20 protein-coding genes are annotated in these 23153 nt (G+C 59.3%); 13 read left to right on the top strand and 7 right to left on the bottom strand.

Going from position 1 to position 23153, the window contains the following annotated elements; all coding sequences use genetic code 11:
- The first annotated feature begins 98 nt into the window (after window positions 1–98).
- From glmM to HPDFL43_RS22040, 7 genes are all read left to right on the top strand, one after another.
- Entirely contained in the window at window positions 99–1451 is a 1353-nt protein-coding gene (gene glmM, locus HPDFL43_RS17845; RefSeq protein ID WP_007198800.1) for a phosphoglucosamine mutase, read from the top strand.
- 339 nt (window positions 1452–1790) lie between these two features.
- Complete coding sequence (locus tag HPDFL43_RS17840; protein WP_040450467.1) at window positions 1791–2636, top strand: outer membrane protein; 846 nt, start codon at window positions 1791–1793, stop codon at window positions 2634–2636.
- Between the two features lie 239 nt (window positions 2637–2875).
- The gene (locus tag HPDFL43_RS17835; RefSeq protein WP_040449316.1) at window positions 2876–3646 is read left to right on the top strand and encodes an outer membrane protein; all 771 of its coding nucleotides are present in this window, start codon (window positions 2876–2878) and stop codon (window positions 3644–3646) included.
- A gap of 164 nt (window positions 3647–3810) precedes the next feature.
- Window positions 3811–4986, top strand: coding sequence for a phosphoserine transaminase (locus HPDFL43_RS17830; protein WP_007198797.1), 1176 nt, complete (start codon window positions 3811–3813; stop codon window positions 4984–4986).
- A gap of 85 nt (window positions 4987–5071) precedes the next feature.
- A complete protein-coding gene (serA, locus tag HPDFL43_RS17825; RefSeq protein ID WP_007198795.1) occupies window positions 5072–6667 on the top strand; it encodes a phosphoglycerate dehydrogenase in 1596 nt (531 codons plus the stop codon).
- A 409-nt stretch (window positions 6668–7076) separates the two neighbouring features.
- The gene (locus HPDFL43_RS17820; protein ID WP_007198794.1) at window positions 7077–8804 is read left to right on the top strand and encodes an ORC-CDC6 family AAA ATPase; all 1728 of its coding nucleotides are present in this window, start codon (window positions 7077–7079) and stop codon (window positions 8802–8804) included.
- On the top strand, window positions 8801–9631 hold the full coding sequence (locus tag HPDFL43_RS22040) for a hypothetical protein (RefSeq protein ID WP_156970331.1): 831 nt from the start codon (window positions 8801–8803) through the stop codon (window positions 9629–9631). Before HPDFL43_RS17820 ends, HPDFL43_RS22040 begins: the two co-directional genes overlap by 4 nt.
- Window positions 9632–9973: 342 nt before the next feature.
- On the opposite strand, the gene HPDFL43_RS17815 is transcribed toward HPDFL43_RS22040, so the two are convergent.
- Window positions 9974–10852, bottom strand: coding sequence for a DMT family transporter (locus HPDFL43_RS17815; RefSeq protein WP_007198792.1), 879 nt, complete (start codon window positions 10850–10852; stop codon window positions 9974–9976).
- Window positions 10853–11091: 239 nt separating this feature from the next.
- On the opposite strand from HPDFL43_RS17815, the gene HPDFL43_RS17810 reads away from it, so the two are divergent.
- Window positions 11092–12390 carry an adenylosuccinate synthase gene (locus HPDFL43_RS17810; protein WP_007198791.1) on the top strand — a complete coding sequence of 433 codons (1299 nt, stop codon included), beginning with the start codon at window positions 11092–11094 and terminating at the stop codon, window positions 12388–12390.
- 53 nt (window positions 12391–12443) lie between these two features.
- A complete protein-coding gene (locus tag HPDFL43_RS17805; protein ID WP_007198789.1) occupies window positions 12444–14039 on the top strand; it encodes a hypothetical protein in 1596 nt (531 codons plus the stop codon).
- 266 nt (window positions 14040–14305) lie between these two features.
- Here HPDFL43_RS17805 and HPDFL43_RS17800 read toward each other — a convergent pair whose 3' ends face one another.
- The 6 genes from HPDFL43_RS17800 to HPDFL43_RS17775 form a co-directional block, all read right to left on the bottom strand.
- On the bottom strand, window positions 14306–15367 hold the full coding sequence (locus HPDFL43_RS17800) for an aminopeptidase (RefSeq protein WP_007198788.1): 1062 nt from the start codon (window positions 15365–15367) through the stop codon (window positions 14306–14308).
- 338 nt (window positions 15368–15705) lie between these two features.
- Entirely contained in the window at window positions 15706–15933 is a 228-nt protein-coding gene (locus tag HPDFL43_RS17795; protein WP_156970330.1) for a hypothetical protein, read from the bottom strand.
- 79 nt (window positions 15934–16012) lie between these two features.
- Window positions 16013–17296: a sensor histidine kinase gene (locus HPDFL43_RS17790; protein ID WP_084594709.1), complete on the bottom strand. Its 1284-nt coding sequence runs from the start codon at window positions 17294–17296 to the stop codon at window positions 16013–16015.
- On the bottom strand, window positions 17280–17957 hold the full coding sequence (locus tag HPDFL43_RS17785) for a winged helix-turn-helix domain-containing protein (RefSeq protein WP_007198785.1): 678 nt from the start codon (window positions 17955–17957) through the stop codon (window positions 17280–17282). Before HPDFL43_RS17785 ends, HPDFL43_RS17790 begins: the two co-directional genes overlap by 17 nt.
- 75 nt (window positions 17958–18032) lie before the next feature.
- Complete coding sequence (locus HPDFL43_RS17780) at window positions 18033–18365, bottom strand: PepSY domain-containing protein (RefSeq protein ID WP_007198784.1); 333 nt, start codon at window positions 18363–18365, stop codon at window positions 18033–18035.
- Window positions 18366–18501: 136 nt separating this feature from the next.
- Window positions 18502–19422 (bottom strand): LysR family transcriptional regulator, encoded by a 921-nt coding sequence (locus tag HPDFL43_RS17775; RefSeq protein WP_007198783.1) that lies wholly within the window; start codon window positions 19420–19422, stop codon window positions 18502–18504.
- Between the two features lie 118 nt (window positions 19423–19540).
- On the opposite strand from HPDFL43_RS17775, the gene HPDFL43_RS17770 reads away from it, so the two are divergent.
- The 4 genes from HPDFL43_RS17770 (at window position 19541) to HPDFL43_RS17750 (ending at window position 23151) form a co-directional block, all read left to right on the top strand.
- Window positions 19541–19966: a DoxX family protein gene (locus HPDFL43_RS17770; RefSeq protein WP_007198782.1), complete on the top strand. Its 426-nt coding sequence runs from the start codon at window positions 19541–19543 to the stop codon at window positions 19964–19966.
- Window positions 19967–20052: 86 nt separating this feature from the next.
- Entirely contained in the window at window positions 20053–20850 is a 798-nt protein-coding gene (locus tag HPDFL43_RS17765) for a DODA-type extradiol aromatic ring-opening family dioxygenase (RefSeq protein WP_007198781.1), read from the top strand.
- Between the two features lie 123 nt (window positions 20851–20973).
- Entirely contained in the window at window positions 20974–21615 is a 642-nt protein-coding gene (locus tag HPDFL43_RS17760) for an NAD(P)-dependent oxidoreductase (RefSeq protein WP_007198780.1), read from the top strand.
- 798 nt (window positions 21616–22413) lie between these two features.
- Window positions 22414–23151 carry a HupE/UreJ family protein gene (locus tag HPDFL43_RS17750; RefSeq protein WP_007198778.1) on the top strand — a complete coding sequence of 246 codons (738 nt, stop codon included), beginning with the start codon at window positions 22414–22416 and terminating at the stop codon, window positions 23149–23151.
- The last annotated feature ends 2 nt before the right edge of the window (window positions 23152–23153 follow it).

The raw sequence follows: 23153 nt of genomic DNA, 5'->3' as shown, positions 1-23153 counted from the left end.
AAATTAATTGTAACAAAAGCTGATTTCATTCTTCTGGTGCAGTGACGGAAAACATCGCTTATAGGTATCTGTGAATTGGGGACATCGCGGGAGACGTCATGAGCAGACGATATTTCGGAACTGATGGAATTCGGGGCCAGGCCAACAAATCACCCATGACACCGGACATCGCGATGCGGGTTGGCATTGCCGTGGGCAATCTGTTCCGCCGCGGCGATCATCGCCACCGTGTCGTCATCGGCAAGGATACGCGGCTCTCGGGCTACATGATCGAAAACGCACTGGTTGCCGGGTTCACCGCGGCGGGGCTGGATGTGTTTCTGCTTGGTCCGATTCCGACGCCGGCTGTGGCGATGCTGACCAGATCTCTGCGTGCGGATATCGGAGTGATGATCTCCGCGTCTCACAATCCCTACCAGGACAATGGCATCAAGCTGTTTGGACCCGATGGCTTCAAACTCTCCGATGAGCTTGAGAGCCGGATCGAGGATCTGCTGGATGATGACATCCATCTGCAGCTTGCGCGTCCCGATGCGATCGGCCGCGCCAAGCGCATTGATGGCGTTCATGATCGCTACATCGAATTTGCCAAGCGCACTCTTCCCAAGGACATTACGCTTGCAGGCCTGCGCGTCGTTGTCGATTGCGCCAATGGCGCCGGTTACAAGGTCGCGCCGGCTGCCTTGTGGGAGCTGGGCGCGGATGTGATCGCCATTGGCGAAGAGCCGAACGGCACCAACATCAATCTCAATTGTGGTTCCACTCATCCGGTTGCCCTGTCGCGAAAGGTGCATGAAGTTCGCGCCGATATCGGCATTGCGCTTGATGGGGATGCCGACCGGGTTCTGATCGTTGATGAAAACGGTTCGGTGATCGATGGCGACCAGCTGATGGCCGTGATCGCGGAATCCTGGGCTGCTGACCAGATGCTGCGCGGCGATGGTATCGTGGCCACCGTCATGTCCAATCTGGGGCTTGAGAGATTCCTTGATGATATCGGCCTTTCACTTGCCCGGACAAAGGTTGGCGACCGCTACGTGGTCGAACATATGCGTAAGAACGGTTTCAATGTTGGCGGCGAGCAGTCCGGGCATATCGTGTTGTCGGATTTTGCCACAACAGGTGACGGGCTGGTTGCTGCGCTCCAGGTGATGGCCTGCGTCCAGCGGATGGGCCGCCCGGTTTCGGAAGTGTGCCGCCGTTTTGAACCGGTGCCGCAGGTGCTCAAGAATGTCCGCCATTCCGGTGGCAACCCGCTCAATGACAGCCGGGTCAAGGCGGCGATCACGGATGCCGAGTCCACATTGGGCAACAAGGCCCGGCTGGTGATTCGTCCATCCGGCACCGAGCCGCTGATCCGGGTCATGGCTGAAGGTGATGACCGCAGCCAGATCGAAACGGTCGTGGACCAGCTGATAAGTGTGATTTCCGCAACCCGCGATGCCGCCTGAGGCAACTCCCGTGCCGTGTTCGAGCCGCGGCTGCGCCTGCATAGCGCTTTGAACGCCAGTTGAACCTGTGGCCGTGCGGACCGGCGGAGGCCGTACGGGCGGCGTTTCATCCCGTGCCTGGCAGGCCTTTCAGGCCTTCAAATCTTGCCTCAGGCTTTGCCGTAACAACCAGCCTTGTGACTGGCCTTTCGGCAACGGGTTTTCTCTGTTCTGCAGTCTATCGTGGTAAACATTCGTGGTTAAGTGCACCTTAACCTTTATCCTTCATTGTCCATCCAAAGCAGTTCGCGTGGTGTCTCTTAGACAGTGACCGCGCATTCCTTGACGATGGAGTCGACCATGAAAAAAGTATTGCTGGCCGGTGTGGCCTTGGTGTTGGGTGGCGCAGGGGCAGCTGCTGCAGCTGATGTTCTTCCGCCTATCGTTGAGACACCTTACATCGAGGCGCCTGTCTCTCATAAGGTCGCAGCCGCAAGCGGATGGTACCTGCGTGGTGACGCCGGATATGCATGGAACTCGATCGAGACTCCACACTACTTTCAAGGGTCAAACGCCAACTATGTCGGCTTCAACACCTCGGACCTGCGCGGTTCCTACAGCGTCGGTGTCGGCGTCGGTTATCAGATCCGCAGCTATCTTCGCACGGATGTGACGCTGGACTATTTCTCCGATGCGGATTTCACCGGATCGACCCGCGGTGGCTGCGGTGTTGCCGTTGCCTGTACCTCGCGTGATTTGTCGACAGCCAATGGCTTGAGCCTGCTCGCCAATGCCTATGTCGATTTCTACAAGCATGGACGCTTCACCTTCTACGGTGGTGCCGGTATCGGTGGCACGCATGTTTCGTGGGATGGTTTGAGCAACACCTCCTGTTCTGACGCCGCTCCGACGCTTTGCGATACCACCGTGCACCATTCGGGCGACAAGTCCTGGCGCTTCACATATGCCTTGATGGCGGGTGCATCGATTGATGTGACGTGTAACCTGAAGGCAGACATCGGTTACCGGTATCGCAACATCAGCGGCGGCAAGATGTTCGGCTATGCACTCAATGGCGGACCTGGCTACGACAAGGGCTTTTCTTCGCATGAGGCCCGTGGCGGCTTGCGCTACAGCTTTGGCGGATGTGCTCAGGAAGAAGTCTATATCGAGCCGGCACCGGTCATGCCGGTGGTCTACAAGTAAACCATCCAGCCTCGATCTGGTTTCAGCCGCCCGGTTCATCACCGGGCGGTTTTGCTTTGCGTGGCAGCTTCAGGGCTGTGCCTGAGTCAACTCCGACAGCACCTGTATCGATTTTTTCGCTCTCCAAACATGCTTAACAAACATGCTTAACCGCCACTTAACCTGTCCCGGCCATAGTGGGTGCCAGACGTGTTCGGGCACAGGTTTGCGCGCCCGGAACCATTGAAGGGAAATCAGTCATGTTGACGCGTATTGCGGTGAGTTCATGTCTTGCGGTTTTGGGAATGGCAGCATCTGTGAATGCCGCCGATCTCGATGATATCATCTATGCCAAGGAACTTCCGGTGACCCAGCCGGTTGAAATCGGCACCGGCTGGTACCTGCGGGGGGATCTGGGATACTCCGTCGACACCAGCGGTGGCGCGACCTCCTATCGGGTGTTCAACGCCGGTCCGCCGGTGAGCTACGGCACCGGGCTGTTCAACGGATCGTCGATTTCGAGCGATTGGTCCGGTTCCCTGGGGTTTGGCTACAGCTTTACCGACTATCTGCGCTCGGATCTGACACTTGACTATTCGACAGGAACCTTTGGTTCGGGGACAGGCGCCGGAGCTGACTGCGCCGGGCAATGCGCAAACGTCAATGGCCAGGATTTCGAACAATACACTGTCATGGCAAATGCCTATATCGATCTGGGCACCTATGCCGGCTTCACACCCTATGTCGGTGCCGGTGCAGGCGTGTCCCGTGTTTCCTGGGATCCGATCAGCAGCACGCAATCGGGTGAAGACGACTGGCGCTTCACCTACGCATTGATGGGCGGGCTTTCCTACGACATCTCGAAGAATTTGAAGCTCGACCTCGGCTACAAGTACTCGAAGGTCAACAGCGGAACGCAGTTCAACTTCACCACCGCGAACGTGGCTCTCGGCGCCACCGGCGGTCAGGCCGAGGATGATGGCATCGAAAAGCACGAAGTCCGCGTCGGCCTGCGCTACGCTCTCTGGTAGGGCTGCCGGCAAGAACCTGACTGAGCCTGAGGGCGGGATCTGGTCCCGCCCTTTTGTTTTGGTGCAGCGCATGATGGAACTTGACTTCGGATCGGCCCGGGATTAACCCCGTCAGTGGGCCACCCCTCCCCAACGAGGGGCCACTATCTGGAAGGATAGCCATTATGACGAACCTACCCACGCCGGACTTGCGTCCGGCCAATCCCCGTTTTTCTTCTGGTCCCTGCGCGAAGCGTCCCGGTTGGACGCCCGAAGCGCTCATTGATGCGGCTCTCGGCCGCTCACACCGGGCCAAGATCGGCAAATCCAAACTCAGCCAGGCCATCGACCTGACCCGCGAGATCCTCGGCGTGCCCGATGATTACCGCATCGGCATCGTTCCGGCATCCGACACCGGCGCCGTCGAGATGGCGATGTGGTCGATGCTGGGCGCCCGCGGCACCGACATGGTCGCCTGGGAAAGTTTTGGCGAAGGCTGGGTCACCGACGTGGTCAAGCAGCTCAAGCTTGACGACGTGCGCAAGATCACCGCGCCCTATGGCGAGCTGCCGGATCTTTCGACCATCGATTTCGACCGCGACGTGGTCTTCACCTGGAACGGCACCACCTCGGGCGTCCGCGTGCCGAACGCCGATTTCATCCCCGCCGGCCGCCAGGGCCTGACCATCTGCGACGCGACGTCGGCTGCTTTCGCGCAGGACCTCGATTTCGCCAAGCTCGATGTCACCACCTTCTCCTGGCAGAAGGTCTTGGGCGGGGAGGGCGGCCATGGCGTGCTGATCCTCAGCCCCCGCGCCGTCGAGCGGCTCGAGAGCTACGTTCCCGCCTGGCCGCTGCCAAAAATCTTCCGCATGACCAAGGGCGGCAAGCTGATCGAGGGCATCTTCAAGGGCGAGACCATCAACACGCCGTCGATGCTCTGTGTCGAGGATTACATCGATGCGCTGACCTGGGCTCAAAGCGTGGGCGGCCTCAAGGGCCTTATCGCCCGCGCCGACGCCAATGCCGATGTGCTGCATCGCTTCGTGGCGGAGAACGCCTGGATCGCCAATCTGGCCAAGGTCGATGCGACTCGCTCCAACACCTCCGTCTGCCTGGTGATCGCCGACCCTGAGGTGGCAGCCCTTGCGCCTGACGCGCAGGCCGCCTTCGCCAAGGCGCTGGTTGGCCGCCTCGACGCCGAAGGCGTGGCGCTCGATATCGGCGCCTACCGTGACGCGCCCGCCGGTCTTCGCATCTGGTGCGGGGCAACGGTCGAGACCTCCGATCTCGAGGCCCTGACGCCGTGGCTCTCCTGGGCCTTCGCCCAGGAAAAGGCCGGGCTGAAACAGGCCGCCTGATCAAACGCCTCGCGGCCGCGCGGTGACACCCGCGCGGTCCGGCATCCCGATTTTCCCAATTCAGACACTCTCAATGGAGGCCATCATGGCACCTCGCGTACTCGTATCCGACGCCCTGTCGGAAACCGCCGTCCAGATCTTCCGCGACCGCGGCGTCGATGTCGATTTCATGCCCGCGCTCGGCAAGGACAAGGAAAAACTGCTCGAAATCATCGGCCAGTATGACGGCCTGGCGATCCGCTCCGCCACCAAGGCGACGGAAAAGCTGATCGCGGCCGCCACCAATCTCAAGGTGATCGGCCGCGCCGGCATCGGCGTTGACAATGTCGACATTCCGGCCGCCTCGCGCCGCGGCATCATCGTCATGAACACGCCGTTTGGCAATTCGATCACCACCGCCGAGCACGCGATTGCGCTGATGTTCGCCGTCGCCCGCCAGCTTCCCGCCGCCGACGCCTCCACCCAGGCCGGCAAGTGGGAGAAGTCGAAATTCATGGGCGTCGAGATCACCGGCAAGACGCTCGGCGTCATCGGCGCGGGCAATATCGGCGGCATCGTCTGCAAAAAGGCGATCGGGCTCGGCATGCATGTGCTGGCCTATGATCCGTTCCTGTCGAAGGAACGGGCCGAGGAAATGGGCGTGACCAAGGTCGAGCTCGACGAGCTGCTGGCCAAGGCCGATTTCATCACGCTGCATGTGCCGATGACCGACAAGACCCGCGGCATCCTCAACGCCGAAGCACTTGCCAAGACCAAGCCCGGCGTGCGCATCGTCAACTGCGCCCGTGGCGGCCTGGTCGATGAGGCGGCCCTCGCGGAAGCCATCAAGTCCGGCCATGTCGCCGGCGCCGGCTTTGACGTGTTCGAGACCGAGCCCGCCACCGAAAGCCCGCTGTTCGGCCTGCCCAATGTCGTCTGCACCCCGCATCTCGGGGCCTCGACCACCGAAGCGCAAGAGAATGTGGCGCTGCAGGTGGCCGAGCAGATGTCGGACTATCTCGTCCGCGGCGCGGTCAGTAACGCCATCAACATGCCGTCGATCACGGCGGAAGAAGCCCCGATCCTCAAGCCCTTCATAAGGCTGGCCGACGTGCTCGGCGCCTTTGCCGGCCAGGTCACCGAAAGCCCGATCAAGCAGATAGAGATCCTCTATGACGGCGTCACCGCCGGCATGAACACCAAGGCGCTCACATCCGCGCTGCTGGCGGGCCTGATCCGCAACCAGGTGGCCGACGTCAACATGGTTTCGGCCCCGATCATGGTGAAGGAAAAGGGCATCATCCTCTCCGAGGTCAAGCGCGACAAGACAGGCGTCTATGACGGCTACATCAAGCTCACCGTCACCACCGAACGCCAGACCCGATCGGTCGCCGGCACCGTGTTCTCCGACGGCAAGCCGCGCTTCATCCAGATCAAGGGCATCAACATGGATGCCGATGTCGGCCAGCACATGATCTACATCGCCAACACCGACGTGCCCGGCATGATCGGCTTCATGGGCTCGACGCTGGGCGACGCAGGCGTCAATATCGCCAACTTCCATCTGGGCCGCGAAACCGAAAGCGGCGACGCGATCGCGCTGCTCTATGTCGACGAACTGGTCAGCCAGGACGTCCTCGCCAAGCTCACCGCCCACCACGCCATCAAGCAGGCCAAGCCGCTGGTGTTCAACGTGGACTAGGCTCTAAGGCACTGCTGCCTGAATTAGCCGCCTCCCGGAGCCTGAGGGCTTCGGGGGGCGGTTTTGGTTTTGTGGGGTGTGGGGGCGCAGGCTATGCGTGCCATGCCCCCGGGCCTTCAGGCGAGGAGAGACCTAAACGCTCGTGAAGCATTCGATGCCTATGGTGTTCGATATTCGTTATTAGCTACTACGACGTAGCAAGAGTACTAAGCAGCGCCATCAACGAATAATGGCTCAGAAGGATCGGCATTTAGGGTGAGCGCGGTTCAACGCCCTAAATGGCCTTGCAAAAATTAGCTGCTCAGGAAAGACTGCTTTTCTAGACCCGGTCTGCTTCGAATGTAGTTTGATCGGGAGGCTATGAAATGAGGTCGGAAGCGATTGTTTGGATTGAATAGGATGCGACGAAATGACCTCAACTGACCTGATCGACGAACCCAATGAAGTGCTGCCGTTTGAAGAAAATTTCGTTGAGCAGGCTGAGTACATTGGAAGAGAGAAGTTTTTACTGCTAGCCGCTGAGCACCCCAACGAGGCCAGCATACTAAAGAAGCTGATGGGCGGTGGCGCAAAGTTGCTAATCGGCCCTCGAGGGTGCGGTAAAAGCACCCTGATGCGAAAAGCTTTCTATCGAATTATTGAAGATGATGCGGACAAAGCGGTTCCGATCTATGTGAATTTCAAGCTAGCATTGAAGCTTGAGCCATTTTACGTGAATGGACCAAATGCTTCTTATTGGTTTAAGGCTTGGCTGGTTTTGAAGGTGATTGCGGCGGTTTGGGACACCGAAGAACAATCAAACAACCTTACATTGCCGGAAAATTTCCCTCCTAAGGCCAAAATCACAAAGTTGATCGATGCACTGGAAGCAAGTCGTGCTGATGGAGAAATAATTCAACAGTATACAATTGGTTTTCTCTCCGCTCTTGTAGATGATCTTGCTGTTGAAAACGGTTTGAAAAGAGTAGTCATTTTGATCGATGACGCTGCACACTCTTTTTCAGAGAAGCAACAAGAGGATTTCTTTGATTTTTTCAGAGCCATAAAATCGCGCCTAATCTCACCAAAGGCAGCCGTATATCCTGGAATTACCTCCCATTCGGCCAGTTTTCATGTTGGACATGATGCCGAACAAATTGACGCATGGGTAAAGCCTTCAGGAGATGAGTATGAAGATTTCATGGTTTCACTAGCTCAGAAGAGGTTTGTTGGCACTGGGCTCGACTTCGTTTCTGAAAATGAAGAAGATATTAGATTTCTAGCTTATGCGTCATTTGGCATACCTAGAGGTTTTTTGAGTATGCTTAGATCTATTTACAATTCTCCCGAGTCTTACACTACCTCTGATGGATTGTTGAATAAAAGCAAGGTTTTGCGTTTGTCGCGTGTGGGGCGGGATATGTCACATGCAGTCTTTGATTCGTTGACTGCAAAGCTCCCTTCTTATGAAAGCTACGTCCGGAACGGATCGAAGGTTTATCAAGCCATCCTGTCGCAAATAAAGGAATATAATAAGGGCAAGGCGCTTGAAAAACAGGGGTTTCAATTTGCCATCAAGGCACCCATCGGACCGGATATGGATAAAGTATTTGGATTTTTGCAGTACTCTGGATTAATTATGCCGTCAGGATCAATACTGAAAGGTGAAAAGGGTACCTTTGAGCATTATCAAGTTCACACTGGTGATATAACAACTGAAAATATCATTGTTGGTAAAAGGACTAAATCTATTGCCTCTTTTCTAAAGGTTATACGTGCTCCTAAACATCAGGCTTGGCCCCGCCTTAATACTGCATCAATACTCGAAGCTGCTGGGATTGGTGAAAAGGACTTTGTCCTCTCGCTGCCTCTATGCCATGTCTGTTCAACTCCCAGAAGCAATCCTGAAGCAAGGTTCTGCTCCAACTGTGGAGCGCAACTCAAACCATCTTCCACGTACGAAGCACTTGTTCAACAGAACATATCTGTCCTGCCTATCTCAAAAAGAATGGAAACTCGGATCAAGAATAACTCAAGCATACGCAAAGTGAGGGACATTTTAATTGACGCAAACAAAGAAGCATTGCTTGGTATCCCCTACGTTGGAAAAGTGCGGGCTCAAATAATAGTTGGTCACGCCGAAGAGCATGTATCATGAATTTTTCTATCGAAGATTACGTAAATGCTGCGCCTTCTTCGAGCAGTATTGGTTCGATAGACGCTTTTCTAGAAGAGGTCCAATTTCCAAATCCAATCGACTCTTATATTGAGAATTCACGCAGTCTACTGTCATACGGTACGGCGGTACGATTGTCTGAAAACGAGCACCTAGGGGGATTGCTCTTGCTGGGCTCAGTTTCTGCGGCGGAAGCCTACTTTCGCTCTATACTATCTGTGACACTCGAAACGTGCCCCATCTGTCGTCATGTAGCGGCGGAAAAGCAGATAAATCTTGGCGGAGTGCTCTGGCACGGTCCTGCAGAATTCAGAAGGAGCGCGTTTGAACACCTGTCTTTCAGTTCCAAGGCTGAGCTTGTTAAGGCCGCTCGTGGTTACTTAGGCTTTGAATTAAGAGACTCAAGTTTCAAAGGCCCCCTTGAACAATTCGATATTGCTTGTCATCTGCGGCACGGTATCGTCCATAATGGTGGTGTCTTGCCTGGTAGGAATGCAGTCCAGATAGGTGCAAGAAGCTATAGCAATCCGGTTCGGATAGCAGTGAACTTTGCATTGCTTCAGAGGACGATTGAAGCTGTGGATACACTGGTGCTCACGTTCAACCGTGAGCTTTTTGGGGAGATGTGCAAACGTTGGGCCGTTGACTGGCGACAGCGAGGAGACTGGGACTCTTCAAGAGAAGAAAAGCTCTTCAAGAAAATTTGGGATTCGTTTTTTTGCAAAGAACTCAACAAAACCAGAATCGGAAGGTCTAACATAACGCGTAATCGGTGCGTCACTAAGGTTCGCAATATTTATAACCTTTAACAAGATTAGGCTAATTTATATATATGGAGGATGTCGATTTTCCCGATTTGTAGCCAAGTAAGTATTGGTAATTCTTCGATTATGTACAGCTTTCTGCTACGTGATGTTGCGTTGCATTTTACTATGATCAAAGTAGACGGAAGCGTGGAGTCCGAACCGTCTATATTACCAACAGCAAAATCGCAGTGCTACAATTAGAGGCCTGACTGTTTGTGTCCGTCGCGCGGTTGGTTTTGCTGACCAGACATTGTGAAGCCAAGTCCGTCTCACATCAGGTTTGGCGTAGCGATATTTCAATACCATGCCCTGTCGCCCCCGCTGGGCTTGGTTCCCCCCCCCCCCCTACCGCTTCCCCCGCTCCGACAGCCATATCCCGCCCAGCACCAGGCCCAGCGCCACCACATGATAAAGATGCAGCATCTCGCCGAGGATCATCACCGAGAGCAGCGTGCCGAAGATCGGGACCAGGTTGATGAAGATGCCGGCGCGGTTGGAGCCGATGATTTCGTTGCCCTTGATGAACAGCACCTGGGCGACGAGTGAGGGGAACACGGCGGTGAAGGCCGCGACCAGCCAGCCGGTGGTGTCGGGCCAGGTGACTGAGCCGCGCGCCACCTCGAAGGCCGCAAACGGCAGCGAGATGAGGAAGGCGGAAGCCGCCATCACCGTGATCATCGATTGCCAGTGCAGCACCGGCTTGTAGCGCAGCGCCACGGTGTAACCGCCATAGCACAGTACCGCGAGCAGCATCAGCGCGTCGCCGCGGTTGAGTTCGAGCCCGATCAGGCGCGTGAGGCTGCCGCTCGAGGCGGTGATCGCCACGCCGGCGAGCGTGAGCATAAAGCCCAGGATCTGCGCCGGGGTCACCTTGATGCGGAACAGGATGAAATTGGCGAGGAAGATCAGCATCGGCATGCCCGCCTGCTCGATGGCGACATTGATCGCGGTGGTGTACTGGAGCGCCGAATAGAGCAGGATGTTGAACGAGGTGAAGCCGACCGCGCCATAGGCCATCAGCAGCGGCAGGTTGGCCTTGATAACCTTGATGTCGCGGCGGACCTGCGGCAGCGTGAAGGCCATCAGGATCATCAGCGCCATGGCCCAGCGCAGCGAGGTCAAGAGCATCGGCGAGATGTGGCCGACGGCGAGTTTGCCGGCAACGGCATTGGCGCCCCAGGACAGCGATGTGATGGTCAGGAACAGATAGGCGCGCAGGATCAAGTGAGTCTGTCCGGGGGCTTGCGGGCGTGGCGTGGCGCGGCGCGGGGCCGGCTTTGCCGGGCCGTGCGGGTGAAATCGCTTCGTCGTGGCTCCCTGTTTGGCTCCAGCCAGTCAAAATGTCACGTAAAAAAGCCTTATCGCGCCGGGCAAGGCTCGATTTTGGGCGGCTAAGTCTGTATGCATGCGCGGGTTTTTCATTTCCAGAACGCCGCATCGGGGTTCGTTGCAAAGAGGTTTCCATGGCCAATGTAGTTGTCGTCGGATCGCAATGGGGCGACGAGGGGAAGGGCAAGATTGTCGACTGGCTGTCCGAGCGCGCCGATGTGGTGGTGCGCTTCCAGGGCGGCCACAATGCCGGCCATACGCTGGTCATCGACGGGGTCAGCTACAAGCTGTCGCTGCTGCCCTCCGGCGTCGTGCGTCCCGGCAAGATGGCGGTGATCGGCAATGGCGTGGTGATCGATCCGCATGCGCTGGTCAGCGAGATCGACCGGCTGGCCAAGCAGGATGTGGTGGTCAATGGCGACAATCTGCGCATCGCCGACAATGCCACGCTGATCCTGTCGCTGCACCGCGAACTTGACGCGCTGCGCGAGGATGCGGCGTCCAATTCCGGCACCAAGATCGGCACCACGCGGCGCGGCATCGGCCCGGCCTATGAGGACAAGGTCGGCCGCCGGGCGATCCGGGTGATGGATCTTGCCAATCTGGAGACGCTGCCGGCCAAGGTCGACCGCTTGCTCACCCATCACAATGCGCTCAGGCGCGGTCTCGGCCAGCCGGAAATCGCCGTCAAGACGATCCTTGACGAACTGATCGCGGTGGCCGAGCGGATCCTGCCGTTCCGCGAGACCGTCTGGCTGCTCCTGGACAAGGAGCGCCGCCGCGGCGCGCGCATCCTGTTTGAAGGCGCGCAGGGCTCGCTGCTCGATGTCGATCACGGCACCTATCCCTTCGTCACCTCATCGAACACCGTCGCCGGCCAGGCCGCTGCCGGTTCGGGTCTCGGACCGGGCTCGCTCGATTATGTGCTCGGCATCACCAAGGCCTACACCACGCGTGTGGGCGAGGGGCCGTTCCCGACCGAGCTCAATGACGAGACCGGGCAGTTCCTGGGCGAGCGCGGCCATGAATTCGGCACCGTGACCGGGCGCAAGCGCCGTTGCGGCTGGTTCGATGCGGCGCTGGTCCGCCAGTCGGTGGCCGTCAATGGCACCACCGGCATCGCGCTGACCAAGCTCGACGTGCTTGACGGGCTCAAGCAGCTCAAGATCTGCGTCGGCTATGAACTCGATGGCGTGCGCATCGATCATCTTCCTGCAAGCCAGGGCGCGCAGGCGCGGGTCACGCCCATCTACGAGACCATCGAGGGCTGGGAAGACACAACCGTGGGCGCGCGCAGCTGGGCGGATCTGCCGGCGCAGGCGATCAAATATGTGCGCCGCATCGAGGAGCTGATCGGCGCACCGGTGGCGCTGTTGTCCACAAGTCCGGAGCGCGACGACACGATACTTGTGACGGACCCGTTTGAAGACTAGTTTAAGGCCGATTGGCGCGTCTTGCGCGCAATGGGATGATACCAGGGTAGGACATGGCGGATTTTGTAGCAGTCATCCGGAAGGCGGTCGACAACCTTTCGGAGAACACACCGGAGAACCGGGCCAAGGTCTATGACAAGGCGCGCGCCGCCATCCGCCGGCAGCTCGAAGCGATCAACCCGCCGCCATCGGACGAGGTGATGGCGAGCCAGCTCGACAAGCTGGGCGCCGCCATCGACGAGGTCGAGAGCGAGCACGCCGAGGCGCTGCCCGCGGATCTCGACGAGACCGATGCGCTGATGGCCGAGCTCGAATCGATGGTCGAGAAGAGCCCGGTGGTGGCAGAGCCCGCCCGGGCCGCTCCACCGCCTGCGCCTGTCGCGCCTGAACCTGTTGCATCCGCGCCTGTTGCCCCCCGTATGGAGCAACAGCCCGCAGCGGCTGTCTATGAGCCGCAGGCGGCGGTGCCCCAAGCCGCGCCGATTGATGAGCGTGAACCCGAAGCGGTGATGGCGTCAGGTGACCTCTCCGGCCCGGCGCATGACGATGCCTTCGGCCTCGGGCCTGATGCCAACGCAACGGGCGCTGCGCGCAAGCCGGCCCTGGGCAGCGGCGGGGTGCTGGCGCTTGTCGTGGCGCTGGCGCTGGCGGGTGTCGGCTATGCCGGCTGGGCCTACAAGGACACATTCATGGCGATGTTGGGCACATCCCAGAGCGAGACGGCTGAGCCTGCAGCCCCCAGCGAGACCGCGCCTGAAACCGCGGCCGTCACGCCTGAAACGAGCACGCCCGAAACGCCTGCCGCGCCCGAGACAACGCCATCGGAGCCCGCGCCCGCCGAGCCCGTCACATCCGATGCAGCGCCATCCGAACCGGCCGATCCGGCTGAGGGCGAAAAGTTCACCCAGCGCCTGAACGCCGATGGAACCGAGACCGATGCGGGCCCGGCGCCGGGGCCTGCCACTGATGCCCCTGTCGAGGGACGTTCGGTGGCCGGGCTGACCGACACCACCCCGGCCGATGAAGCGATCGCGGAGGAAAGCACCGCGGAGGCCGAGGTCACGACCGAGGAGGCGGCTGTACCGCAATCCGATCCGCTGGGCGTTTCGCAGAAGATGATCCTCTACGAGGAGCGCCTCGGGCAGCAATCGCTCGAGGTCAAGCCCGGCACCGTGGTCTGGACGCTGGTCAGCGAGCCCTCCAGCGAAGGGCCTGACAGCCCGGTGATCCGAGGCGAGATCAACAATCCCGACACCGGATTGTCGGCGCTGCTGACGATCAAGAAGAACAATGATCCCTCGCTGCCGGCGAGCCATCTGGTCGAGATCGTGTTCGCGGTCCCGGAAGGGTTTTCCGGTGGCTCGATCGATCAGCTGCAGCGGATCTCGTTCAAGCAGACCGAGGCTGACCAGGGCAGCCCGTTGATTGCGGTGCCCGCCAAGATCACCCAGGATTTCTACATGGTGGCGCTGAACGATCTTCCCGAGGCCGCCGAGGCCAACACCGGGCTGATGCGCCAGCGCAGCTGGATCGACATCCCGGTGGTCTATGCCAATGGCCGCCAGGCGCTGATCACGCTGGAAAAGGGGACCACCGGCACCGAAGTCTTCAACCAGGCGCTTGATGCCTGGGCGAGGGGCTCGCAATAGAGCCAGAGGCTGCCTCCTGCCAGCAGGAAGCTTTCACCCTGAAAAGCAAGACCCCTCCCCAAGAAGCAAGACCCCTCCCCAACCCCTCCCCACAAGGGGGAGGGGCTAAGTTGCCGCCAACTCCTGCCCATAAAGCCGGCATCTCAACGGGTTCAAGATTCGAGTTAGGGGAAAGGCCACGAAGCCGGGTCGAGCCCCTCCCCCTTGTGGGGAGGGGTTGGGGAGGGGTCTTATGGAAGTGGGAGGTATCTCGTGCCCCCCACACATCATCCGCAGCCCGTAACCGCTGCAAGCGCCTGCCTGCGCTCACCTTTGCCGAGCCGGCCCAGCCGTGCCACGGCCGCGTAGAAGCGCTCATAGTCGTCCGAACAGAGCTCGAACAGGCGCAGGAAATCCGGCACCAGATCGTTGTAGACCGACATGGCGGCGAGCTTGGCGTTGTTGATCGGGCCGTCGATCCAGCCATCATAGCCGCGGTACCCGCCCCAGCTTCCGTCGCGCAGCTTCCGGTGGCGCGCTCTCAGCCGTTCGATTGCGGCAGCCTTCCCGGCGCGCTTTTCGTCTGCGCTGGCGGGCCGGGAATAGACGCGGGCCAGCTCGCCCCTGGTCTCTGCCACCAGCGTCAGAAAGTCCGCGCTGCGCCTGAGGCCGGCCCGATAGCGCTCAAGCCCTGCCGGATCGCCGCCCGCGCGCAGCCATTTCTTCACGCCGGTGGTCTCCACCGCCACGGCGAAGGCCTCGTTGAAGGCGGTGTCGCCATTCACATAGACACGCTGATGCGCCAGTTCATGAAACACCAGGCCCGCGAGATAGGTTCTGTCCCCGTCAAACATCGTCGAGAGCAGCGGATCGCTGCTCCAGCCCAGCGTCGAATAGGCGGTTATGCCCGAGATATACACGTCAAGGCCATCCTCCTTAAGCCCGCGCGCGGTCTTCAGCGCGGCGTCGCGGGAGAAATACCCCCGGTAGGGCACGCAGCCGAACACCGGAAAGCACCAGAGCTGCGGCGCCAGTGAGAATTCTGGCGCCGCATAAACCGCCAGCGTCACATAATCCCGGCCGATGTCGACGTAGGTGCGGTAGCTCGCATTGTCGGGCAGACCGAGCGCGTCGCTGGCAAATTGCCTGATTGCGCCCGCCGCCGCCATCTCCGCCCGCAACGCCGAGGGCGTCGAAGGCGCACCGATCAGCTTCTCGACACTCTGCCGCGCCGCCAGTATCTCCACATGCCCCTTGAGCGACTGCGCGTAGTAGCCGGGCCCGATGCAGCCGGAGAGCACGGCAGCAAGGGTGGTCAGAAGCAGGGATTGGAGGATGATGCGTAGCACGGTTTGTCAGCAGTTGCCCGGATGCCTGGAAAGCGGGAGGTTTCACATGCCCCACTGTACCAGGTGCTGCCGCGGGGCAATGAGGAGTTACAACTGGTAAAGCGAGTAACGGGTTTGGGCAATATGTAGTCCGTGGTCCCCAGGCATGCAGTCTTATGGGGAAGGTTCCGCGTCAGCGGCAGGGTGCAATCCGTCAAGTGGGCTTAAGGTGGTGTGTGCTATCCCGGATGCGGATCGGCAGACCATTTCAATTCTACAAACGGCGCCTGTGCAAACAAGAACGAGCCCCCGGGGACGTATCCAGGGGCTCTGGTTTTCGGGTTTGGTTCGTTGTCCGGTTAGGCGGCCGCCGGGTTCTGCCGGAATGCTCCCGGCTCCTTACTGGCCGGATCTGATGTGGTTGCTGCCATGAACGGCCTGACCACCAATGCCAAACCAATCGCCGCCAGGGCGAACATTGCAAACATCGCCATGACGGTCAGGCCAAGCCCGGCCATTGCAAGGCCGACAAACAGAACTGCGAAACCGGCTGCGCCGGAAGTGATTTTGGTGAAGAGGTCTTTCATCGGGATGGTCTCCATTGGTCTGTGTGTTTCGATGTGCACAGATATGAAGGTCCGGGTTTGCCGCAGCCTGCGCTGCTGTTTACAAATCTGTAAACTTGACTGTCGCGCGCAGGCCTTTGGGAGTGTTGCGGGTCAATTCCAGAAGCCCGTTGTGGCGGTCGGCCACCGCACGGACCAGCGCCAGGCCCAAACCGGTGCCCTCGGTTTGGCGCGCGGAATCGAGACGCACCATCGGCTTGATGATTTCATCATATAATGCCGGATCCACACCTTCTCCATTGTCGGCAACACCGATGCTGCGCGCATCAGCGAACAACTCAACATCGGGACCGCCGTGAACAATGGCATTCTGAATGAGGTTGGCCATGGCCTGAACCAGCATTGCCTTGTCCGCAAAGACCGATTTGGCGGACACGAGTTTCACCGACAGGCTCTTGTTGTTGTCTTCGACAACCGGTCCAAAGGTCTCGGCCAGTTCGGAGGCAAGATCGCCGAGGTCGACGTTCTCAAAGCCCTCGTCTCCATGCGCGGCCTCGATCCTTGCAACGCGCATGATGGCATCGAAAACACCGGACATGTGTGATGCTTCCTCAAGGGCCGCGCCCCTTTCCTCGCTCTCCGGCAGGGTCTCAAGCCGGGCGCGCAGCCTGGCAAGCGGGGTGCGCAGATCATGGGCGAGGCTGGCGCTTAGATTTCGGGTTTGCGCAACCAGCCGTTCCAGTTCTGCGGCCGTGTTGTCGAGTTGTCGTGCCAACTCATCAAGATCATCGGCGGATCTGCCGGTTCCGGTTCGGGCCTTGAGATCACCTGATCCAAGCCGCTGGAGCACGCCGTTGATGCGGGCCAGCCGCCGTTGCGCCAGCAAGCCTGTCCCGAGCCCGATCAGAACCACGATCACCAGAACAAAGCCGGTGGTGGTCCACAAGGCGTTGCCCAGCACCTCCAGTGCTTCCTCGCTGTCATCGAGGGGGACGGCGACCAACACCGGTGTGCCTTCGTTGTCCCGGGCGACCATGGCCCGCCAGCTTTCCTCTCCCCTGAATTCTCTGCCGAGATCCACGGTGCCGATCCCGGTCTCCAGGATCTCAGCAAATCCGGGCGGCAAATCGGCGAGCTGGGACAGGGGGCGGACCAGCACGGAATAGATGTCTTCACGGTCGTCATCGATCTCGACTGCGGCGGCGAGGTTGGCCAGGTGGGAATCCACCCGGCGGATTAAGGCGTCATGTCCAAGTGTCAGCGCCACGAGAATGGCGACGACCATTCCGAATGCAAAGATGACCGACAGCAGCAATGTCAGCCGCAGAGTCGAGGAGCGGTTGATCCATCCGATTTGCCTGAGCAACCTATTTCCCGAAGACATAACCCTCACCCCGTCTGGTGCGAATCAGCTCTTCGTCGAATGGCTTGTCGACCTTGGCGCGAAGCCGGCTGATATGTGTTTCCACCACGCTCGTGGTCGGATCAAAGCTCATGTCCCAGACCTGTTCGAGCAGCATGGTGCGTGTGACCAGACGCCCCGGGCGCCGCATGAAATATTCGAGCAACTTGAATTCCTTGGCCATGAGATCGATCGGTTGGCCCTGGCGTTCGCAGCTGCGCGCCAGCAGGTCCAGCTTCAGTCCGGCATAGTGAAGGACTGAAGGTTCGCTGTCCTGCGTCCCCTCGCGCCGCCTGCCAAGAGCGTTGACGCGCGCCGAAAGTTCGACGAAGGCAAAGGGCTTGGTGAGGTAGTCGTCGCCCCCGGCTTCAAATCCCTCGACGCGGGAATCGACCTCGCCGAGCGCGGTGAGAAAGAGCGCAGGCGTAGTGTTCTTTGAGGCGCGCAGGGATTTGAGCACCGCCAGGCCGTCGAGCCCGGGGACCATGCGGTCGAGGATCAGCAGATCATAGTCCTGCCCCATCGCGGCGATGAGCGCATCCTTGCCGTCCGGAAAATGGTCGACGACATGACCGGCCTCGCGCAGGCCCTTGGTGATCCACGGACCAAGGTCCCGGTCATCTTCCAGAAGCAATATCCGCATGTGTGTTCATCTCGCAAAGTGTCGAGAAGGCCGCATGGAGATGCGGCCTTCCGGTTTCAGGGGAACCTAGCACACTCAGTTTTTGTCGTCGTCGTCCTCATCATCTTCGTTGTCGTCATCTTCCGCTTCGACGTCCATGACTTCACCGGTTCCGGCGTGGATTTCGACTTCCATTTCCTTGCCCTCGGCGGTGAGGATTTCGATCTCATATACCTGGAGGCCGTCTTCGCTTTCCAGCTCCGTTTCCTTGACTTCGCCGGGAACTTCAGCGAGGGCAATTTCGATGGCCTGCGCTTCGCTCAGGGTTGGTGCCGCCGTCGCGTCTGACTGCGCCAGCGCAATGCCCGCACCGCCAAGTGTTGCCAGGAAAGCTGCTGCAAATCCGCCGGTGATAAGTTTCTTGTTCATCTCATGTCTCCATCTTGGTTGTTGCGAAAGACACCGCGTCTTTCGATGGACCCAAGATGGATGGGCCAGGTTACGGCACGCTCCGGTCTACCTTACAATTCTGTAAGGCGGGATTCCCGAGGTTCGACGGCAAAGCTCAACCCGGGGCGGACATGTCGCCCGGTAGCTCCTGGGCCATGGCGGCCATCAGGAATGTGCCCGCGGGTCCCAGGGCTCGGTCCTTGTGTTTTGCAACCACGGTCTTGAACCGTGGCATGATGTTGGAGGAATCCCATTGTGCCGGCTGCAGGACGACGAGGTCTCCGCGTGCCAGATCGGCCTCGACCATCGGCCGCGGCATCGATCCCCAGCCGACCCCCTGCTTGATCAAGTCATAGCGCAGCCGCACTTCGCTGACGCGCCACTGGTTGACCCCGACAACGCCGTAGATGGTGGCATCGTCTGGTGCCTTGGGGTTGGAGACGACGATCTGCAGATGGTCGCGCATCGCTTCCTTGGGGAAATGCGGCGGCAGTTTTGCAAGCGGGTGATCGGGAGCTGCCACGGCAAGGAAATCCATTTCCGCGACCAGCAGGCTTTCTAGATCCGTCTGCGGCTTTGGTGCCAGCATGAACAGGCCGAGATCGGCGTCGTGTTCCTGCAGCTGCCGGGAGGCATCTTGCGGCCGGACCGAGATGATTTTGAGCTGCACCATGGGAAATTTTACGTGAAAGGCGCTGAGCGCGGGTGCCACCATCGAAAGATGGATGAAGGTTTCCACCACCAGAACAAGCTCGGCCTCGATGCCCTGCGACATGCTCTTTGCCTGAATCCGGAATTCGCCCAGATCTTCCATGATGCGCCGGACCCGCGGCAGCAGGGCGCGGCCCTGCTCGGTCAGAACAGGGCGATAGGCGGTCCTGTCAAACAGCTGCACCGCGCACTGGTCCTCGAGCTTGTGCACCGCATAGGTGATGGCCGATTGCGCGCGTCCGAGCTTGCGGGCGGCCGCAGCAAAGCTTCCCTCCTCGATGATGGTGAGAAAAACGGTGAACTGATCAAGCGTGATGGCGTCCATAACGTTCAATTTATTCGAAGATGTTCTTAAAAACTATCTCTATTTTTTTTGCTCAATATTTCCAGCTATCACTCTCGGCAAGCGTCAACCACCGAAATTCAGGCAAAAGGCTTCCCCGATGACCACCGCAACCGCAAATCTCAATGGTGTCTCAAAAGGCGCCAACATTGGAATCTGGATCGCCCAGGTTCTCGGTGCCGCCGCCTTCATCATGGCCGGCGTCATGAAACTCGGAACCCCGATCCCCGAGCTGTCGGCGATGATGCCATGGACCGGGGAGTATTCCGAAGGCTTCGTGCGCATGATCGGTGCGATCGACCTTGCCGGCGGGCTCGGCCTTCTGCTGCCGTCGCTGACACGGATCATGCCGCGCCTCACCGTGATTGCCGCAGCCTGCTGTGTGCTGCTGCAGATCATTGCCATCGCTTTCCATGCTTCCCGTGGCGAGTTTATGGTGCTGCCGACGAATGCCGTCTACATCGCCCTTTCGCTGATCGTCCTGTGGGGCCGCGGCCACAAGGCGCCGATTGCGCCCCGGTCGTAACAAACGGCGTAAGACACCCGCCCGCTTCTCCCTCTGCATACAGGATAGGCCCTTGCGGCCTGTCTTTTCACCGGTTCGAGGCTTGAATGACACGCGCCCTTCCCACCTATTTCATCTCGCATGGCGGCGGCCCCTGGCCCTGGGTTCCGCCGATGCGCGAGTTCTTTGCAACGCTGGAGACGTCACTCAAGCAGATGGTCGCCGACCATGGCGAAAAGCCCCGCGCGATCCTGATGATCTCAGGCCACTGGGAAGAGGATGATGTGGGCATCATGGGGGCCGCCAGGCCGCCGATGCTCTACGATTATTCGGGCTTTCCGCCCCATACCTACGAGATCACCTATCCCGCACCCGGCGCGCCGGATGAGGCTGCGCGGACGCTCAAGCTTCTGCAGGAGGCCGGGATCGCGGCCCATATCGACCCCGACCGCGGCTTTGATCACGGGCTGTTTGCGCCGATGGAGGTGATGTACCCGCAAGCCGACGTGCCGATCTTCCAGGTCTCGATGCTCAGATCCTATGACCCGGCGGATCACATAGCGATCGGCCGGGCGCTCAGGCCGCTGCGCGATGAAGGGATCATGATCATCGGCTCCGGCCTCAGCTTCCACAATCTTTCCCTGATGCGCGGGGGTGGGGCAGCACCATCAGCCGATTTCGATGCCTGGCTGTACCACTCGATGATGGCTGCCCCCGACGCCCGGCGTCAGGCCATGATCGACTGGGAACAGGCACCCGCTGCCCGGATCTGCCATCGCGAAGAGGACCATCTGGTGCCGATTTTCGTGGCGCTGGGTGCGGCCGAGAACGAGCCGGCCGAGCGGATCTACCATCACACCAGCGAGATGACCGGCATCACCGTCTCGAACTACAGATTCGGCTAGCTGCGCCCGGACCCGGCGCCACTGGAACCCCCTTCAAGACACGATCCTGAACCCACACCCCTTAACCAACACAGCCAAGCCTGGCTCGGGTCGAAGCCGAGCCCTCCCGGAAAGGACACAAACATGAAACTTCTTATCTTGGGCGCCAGCGGGCGCACCGGCAAATTCATTCTCGAACAGGCCCTGGCCCGTGGCCATCAGGTCGTCGCCCTGGCGCGCAACCCCGACAGCCTGGCCGCCCAGGCAAATCTGACCATCATCAAGGGCACGCCGACCGATGCCAATGATCTCGCAATCGCGGCCGCAGGCTGTGAGGCCATTCTGGTGGCGCTGAACAATCCGCGCAGCTCCGATGCGCCCTGGGCGAAGCCGCTGACAAAGGAGAAAATTCTCACCAAGGTCGCGCAGAACATCATCGCGCTGGGTGAAAAGCGGGTGGTCTTCCTCTCGGCTGCCGGCGTTGGCGACAGTTTCGACACCGCACCCTGGATCATGCGCTTTTTGATCCAGCGGACCAATCTCGGCTATGCCTATGCCGACCACAACAGCGTCGAACAGGCCTTCCGCGCCTCGAACGCCTCCTGGACGCTGGTGCGGGCGATGGGCCTGTCCAACAGCGAGAAGGAAAAGAAGCTGATCGTCGGAACCGCCACAGATCCGAAACCGGGCATGATGATCCGCCGCAGCACGGTGGCAGGCTTCATGCTCGACTGCGCAGAATCCGGTGCCCACATCCATGAGACCCCGGTCGTTTCGGAAAAATAACCTTGCACGGCGGGAGGCTTCGGTTTCCCGCCTGTCCGCCGCGCTCCTCATCGCTGGCGACACTCACCCCGCCTTCCGTTGCAACGGATGGGCGGGGTTTTGTTTTGGGTGATGTTGGAGGCTTATATCAGCATGCTGGCAGATGGCCGTTTCGTGCCCTTGTGCCGGCGGTTCGCAATGCTTGCTCCATCTCCCATGAACAGCCATTCGTCGTGTTACGTAACAAGGTCCTGAGAGGGCGGAGAGTGGGCGTTCGCGGCGGAACCCAGCCGGGTTCAACTATGCGAACAAAGCGAATGTACCGCGAGAATAGGCTCAACGGTTGAAACGCTTTGTCTTATATGCGATTCAAACAACCGACTTCGGTGATTTGAAAGGTCAGAATGCGCAGGCATGCAGAATCCTTCTTGCGAGCCATACTGACCATTACGTTGATGGTCGGCATAGTCGCGTCCGCAGGTGCACGCGGTGTTGCCCACGAGCCTCTGGACATCCTGCAAGTTGTAGCTGAGCATAAGGCGGAAATCGCCATGCATGGCCATGCCCACGAGGATATCCGAGACCTGCTCCACCACCATCATGGCCATTCGCATGACTTCTCGGAACATGATCACAACGTGCTATCCCTGCCACCACGTTTGGATGGAACGGCTGCAATGGCCCCGAGCGTTGACCGGACCATGACGGACGATACCATGGTCAGCCGCCGAAATTTCAACCTGGATCGACCTCCGCGCGTTTGATGTAGCGCCTTATTGGGCGCACCCACCCGACACCTCAAACAAACGGAAATCTGAAATGACCATCAACCGATTCGATGGATCGGCGCGCGTGTCGCATGCGATACGGGATGTGCTGATCCCAACCGGTGGGGCTCTCGCAATGCTCGTTGCATTTGCTGCCACCGCCCATGCCCATGACGTCACGCCCGGAGACGCTGGATACATCCAGGAAATCTTCGGCGTTCACATCATCCCGTTCATCTATCTTGGCGCAAAGCACATGATAACGGGATATGACCACATTCTTTTCCTGCTAGGTGTGGTCTTCTTCCTCTACCACATGAGGGACGTTGCGATTTACGTCACCCTGTTCGCTGTCGGCCACTCCGTCACCATGCTCTTGGGTGTCTGGTTTGGCTGGGGCATCAACGCCTACATCATCGATGCCATCATCGGCCTGTCGGTCGTCTACAAGGCTCTCGATAACCTTGGCGCGTTCCAGAGATGGTTTGGCTTCCAGCCCGACACAAAGGTCGCAACATTGGTTTTCGGCCTGTTTCACGGCACAGGTCTCGCCTCAAAAATCCTCGAGTACCAGATTGCCGAGGATGGACTTCTGGCCAACCTTCTCGCCTTCAACGTAGGCGTGGAACTCGGCCAGCTCCTGGCTTTGTTCGTCATCCTGATTGTCATGGGATATTGGCGCAGAAGCCCCAATTTCGTGCGACAGGCCTCTTTCGCAAACATCATCATGGTCTTCCTTGGCGTGTTGCTCACCTATCAGCAAATCGCCGGTTACATCGCCAACACCTAAGG

It is taken from the genome of Hoeflea phototrophica DFL-43, assembly GCF_000154705.2.
Lineage (GTDB): Bacteria > Pseudomonadota > Alphaproteobacteria > Rhizobiales > Rhizobiaceae > Hoeflea > Hoeflea phototrophica.
This window is presented reverse-complemented; position numbering and strand designations above follow the sequence as displayed.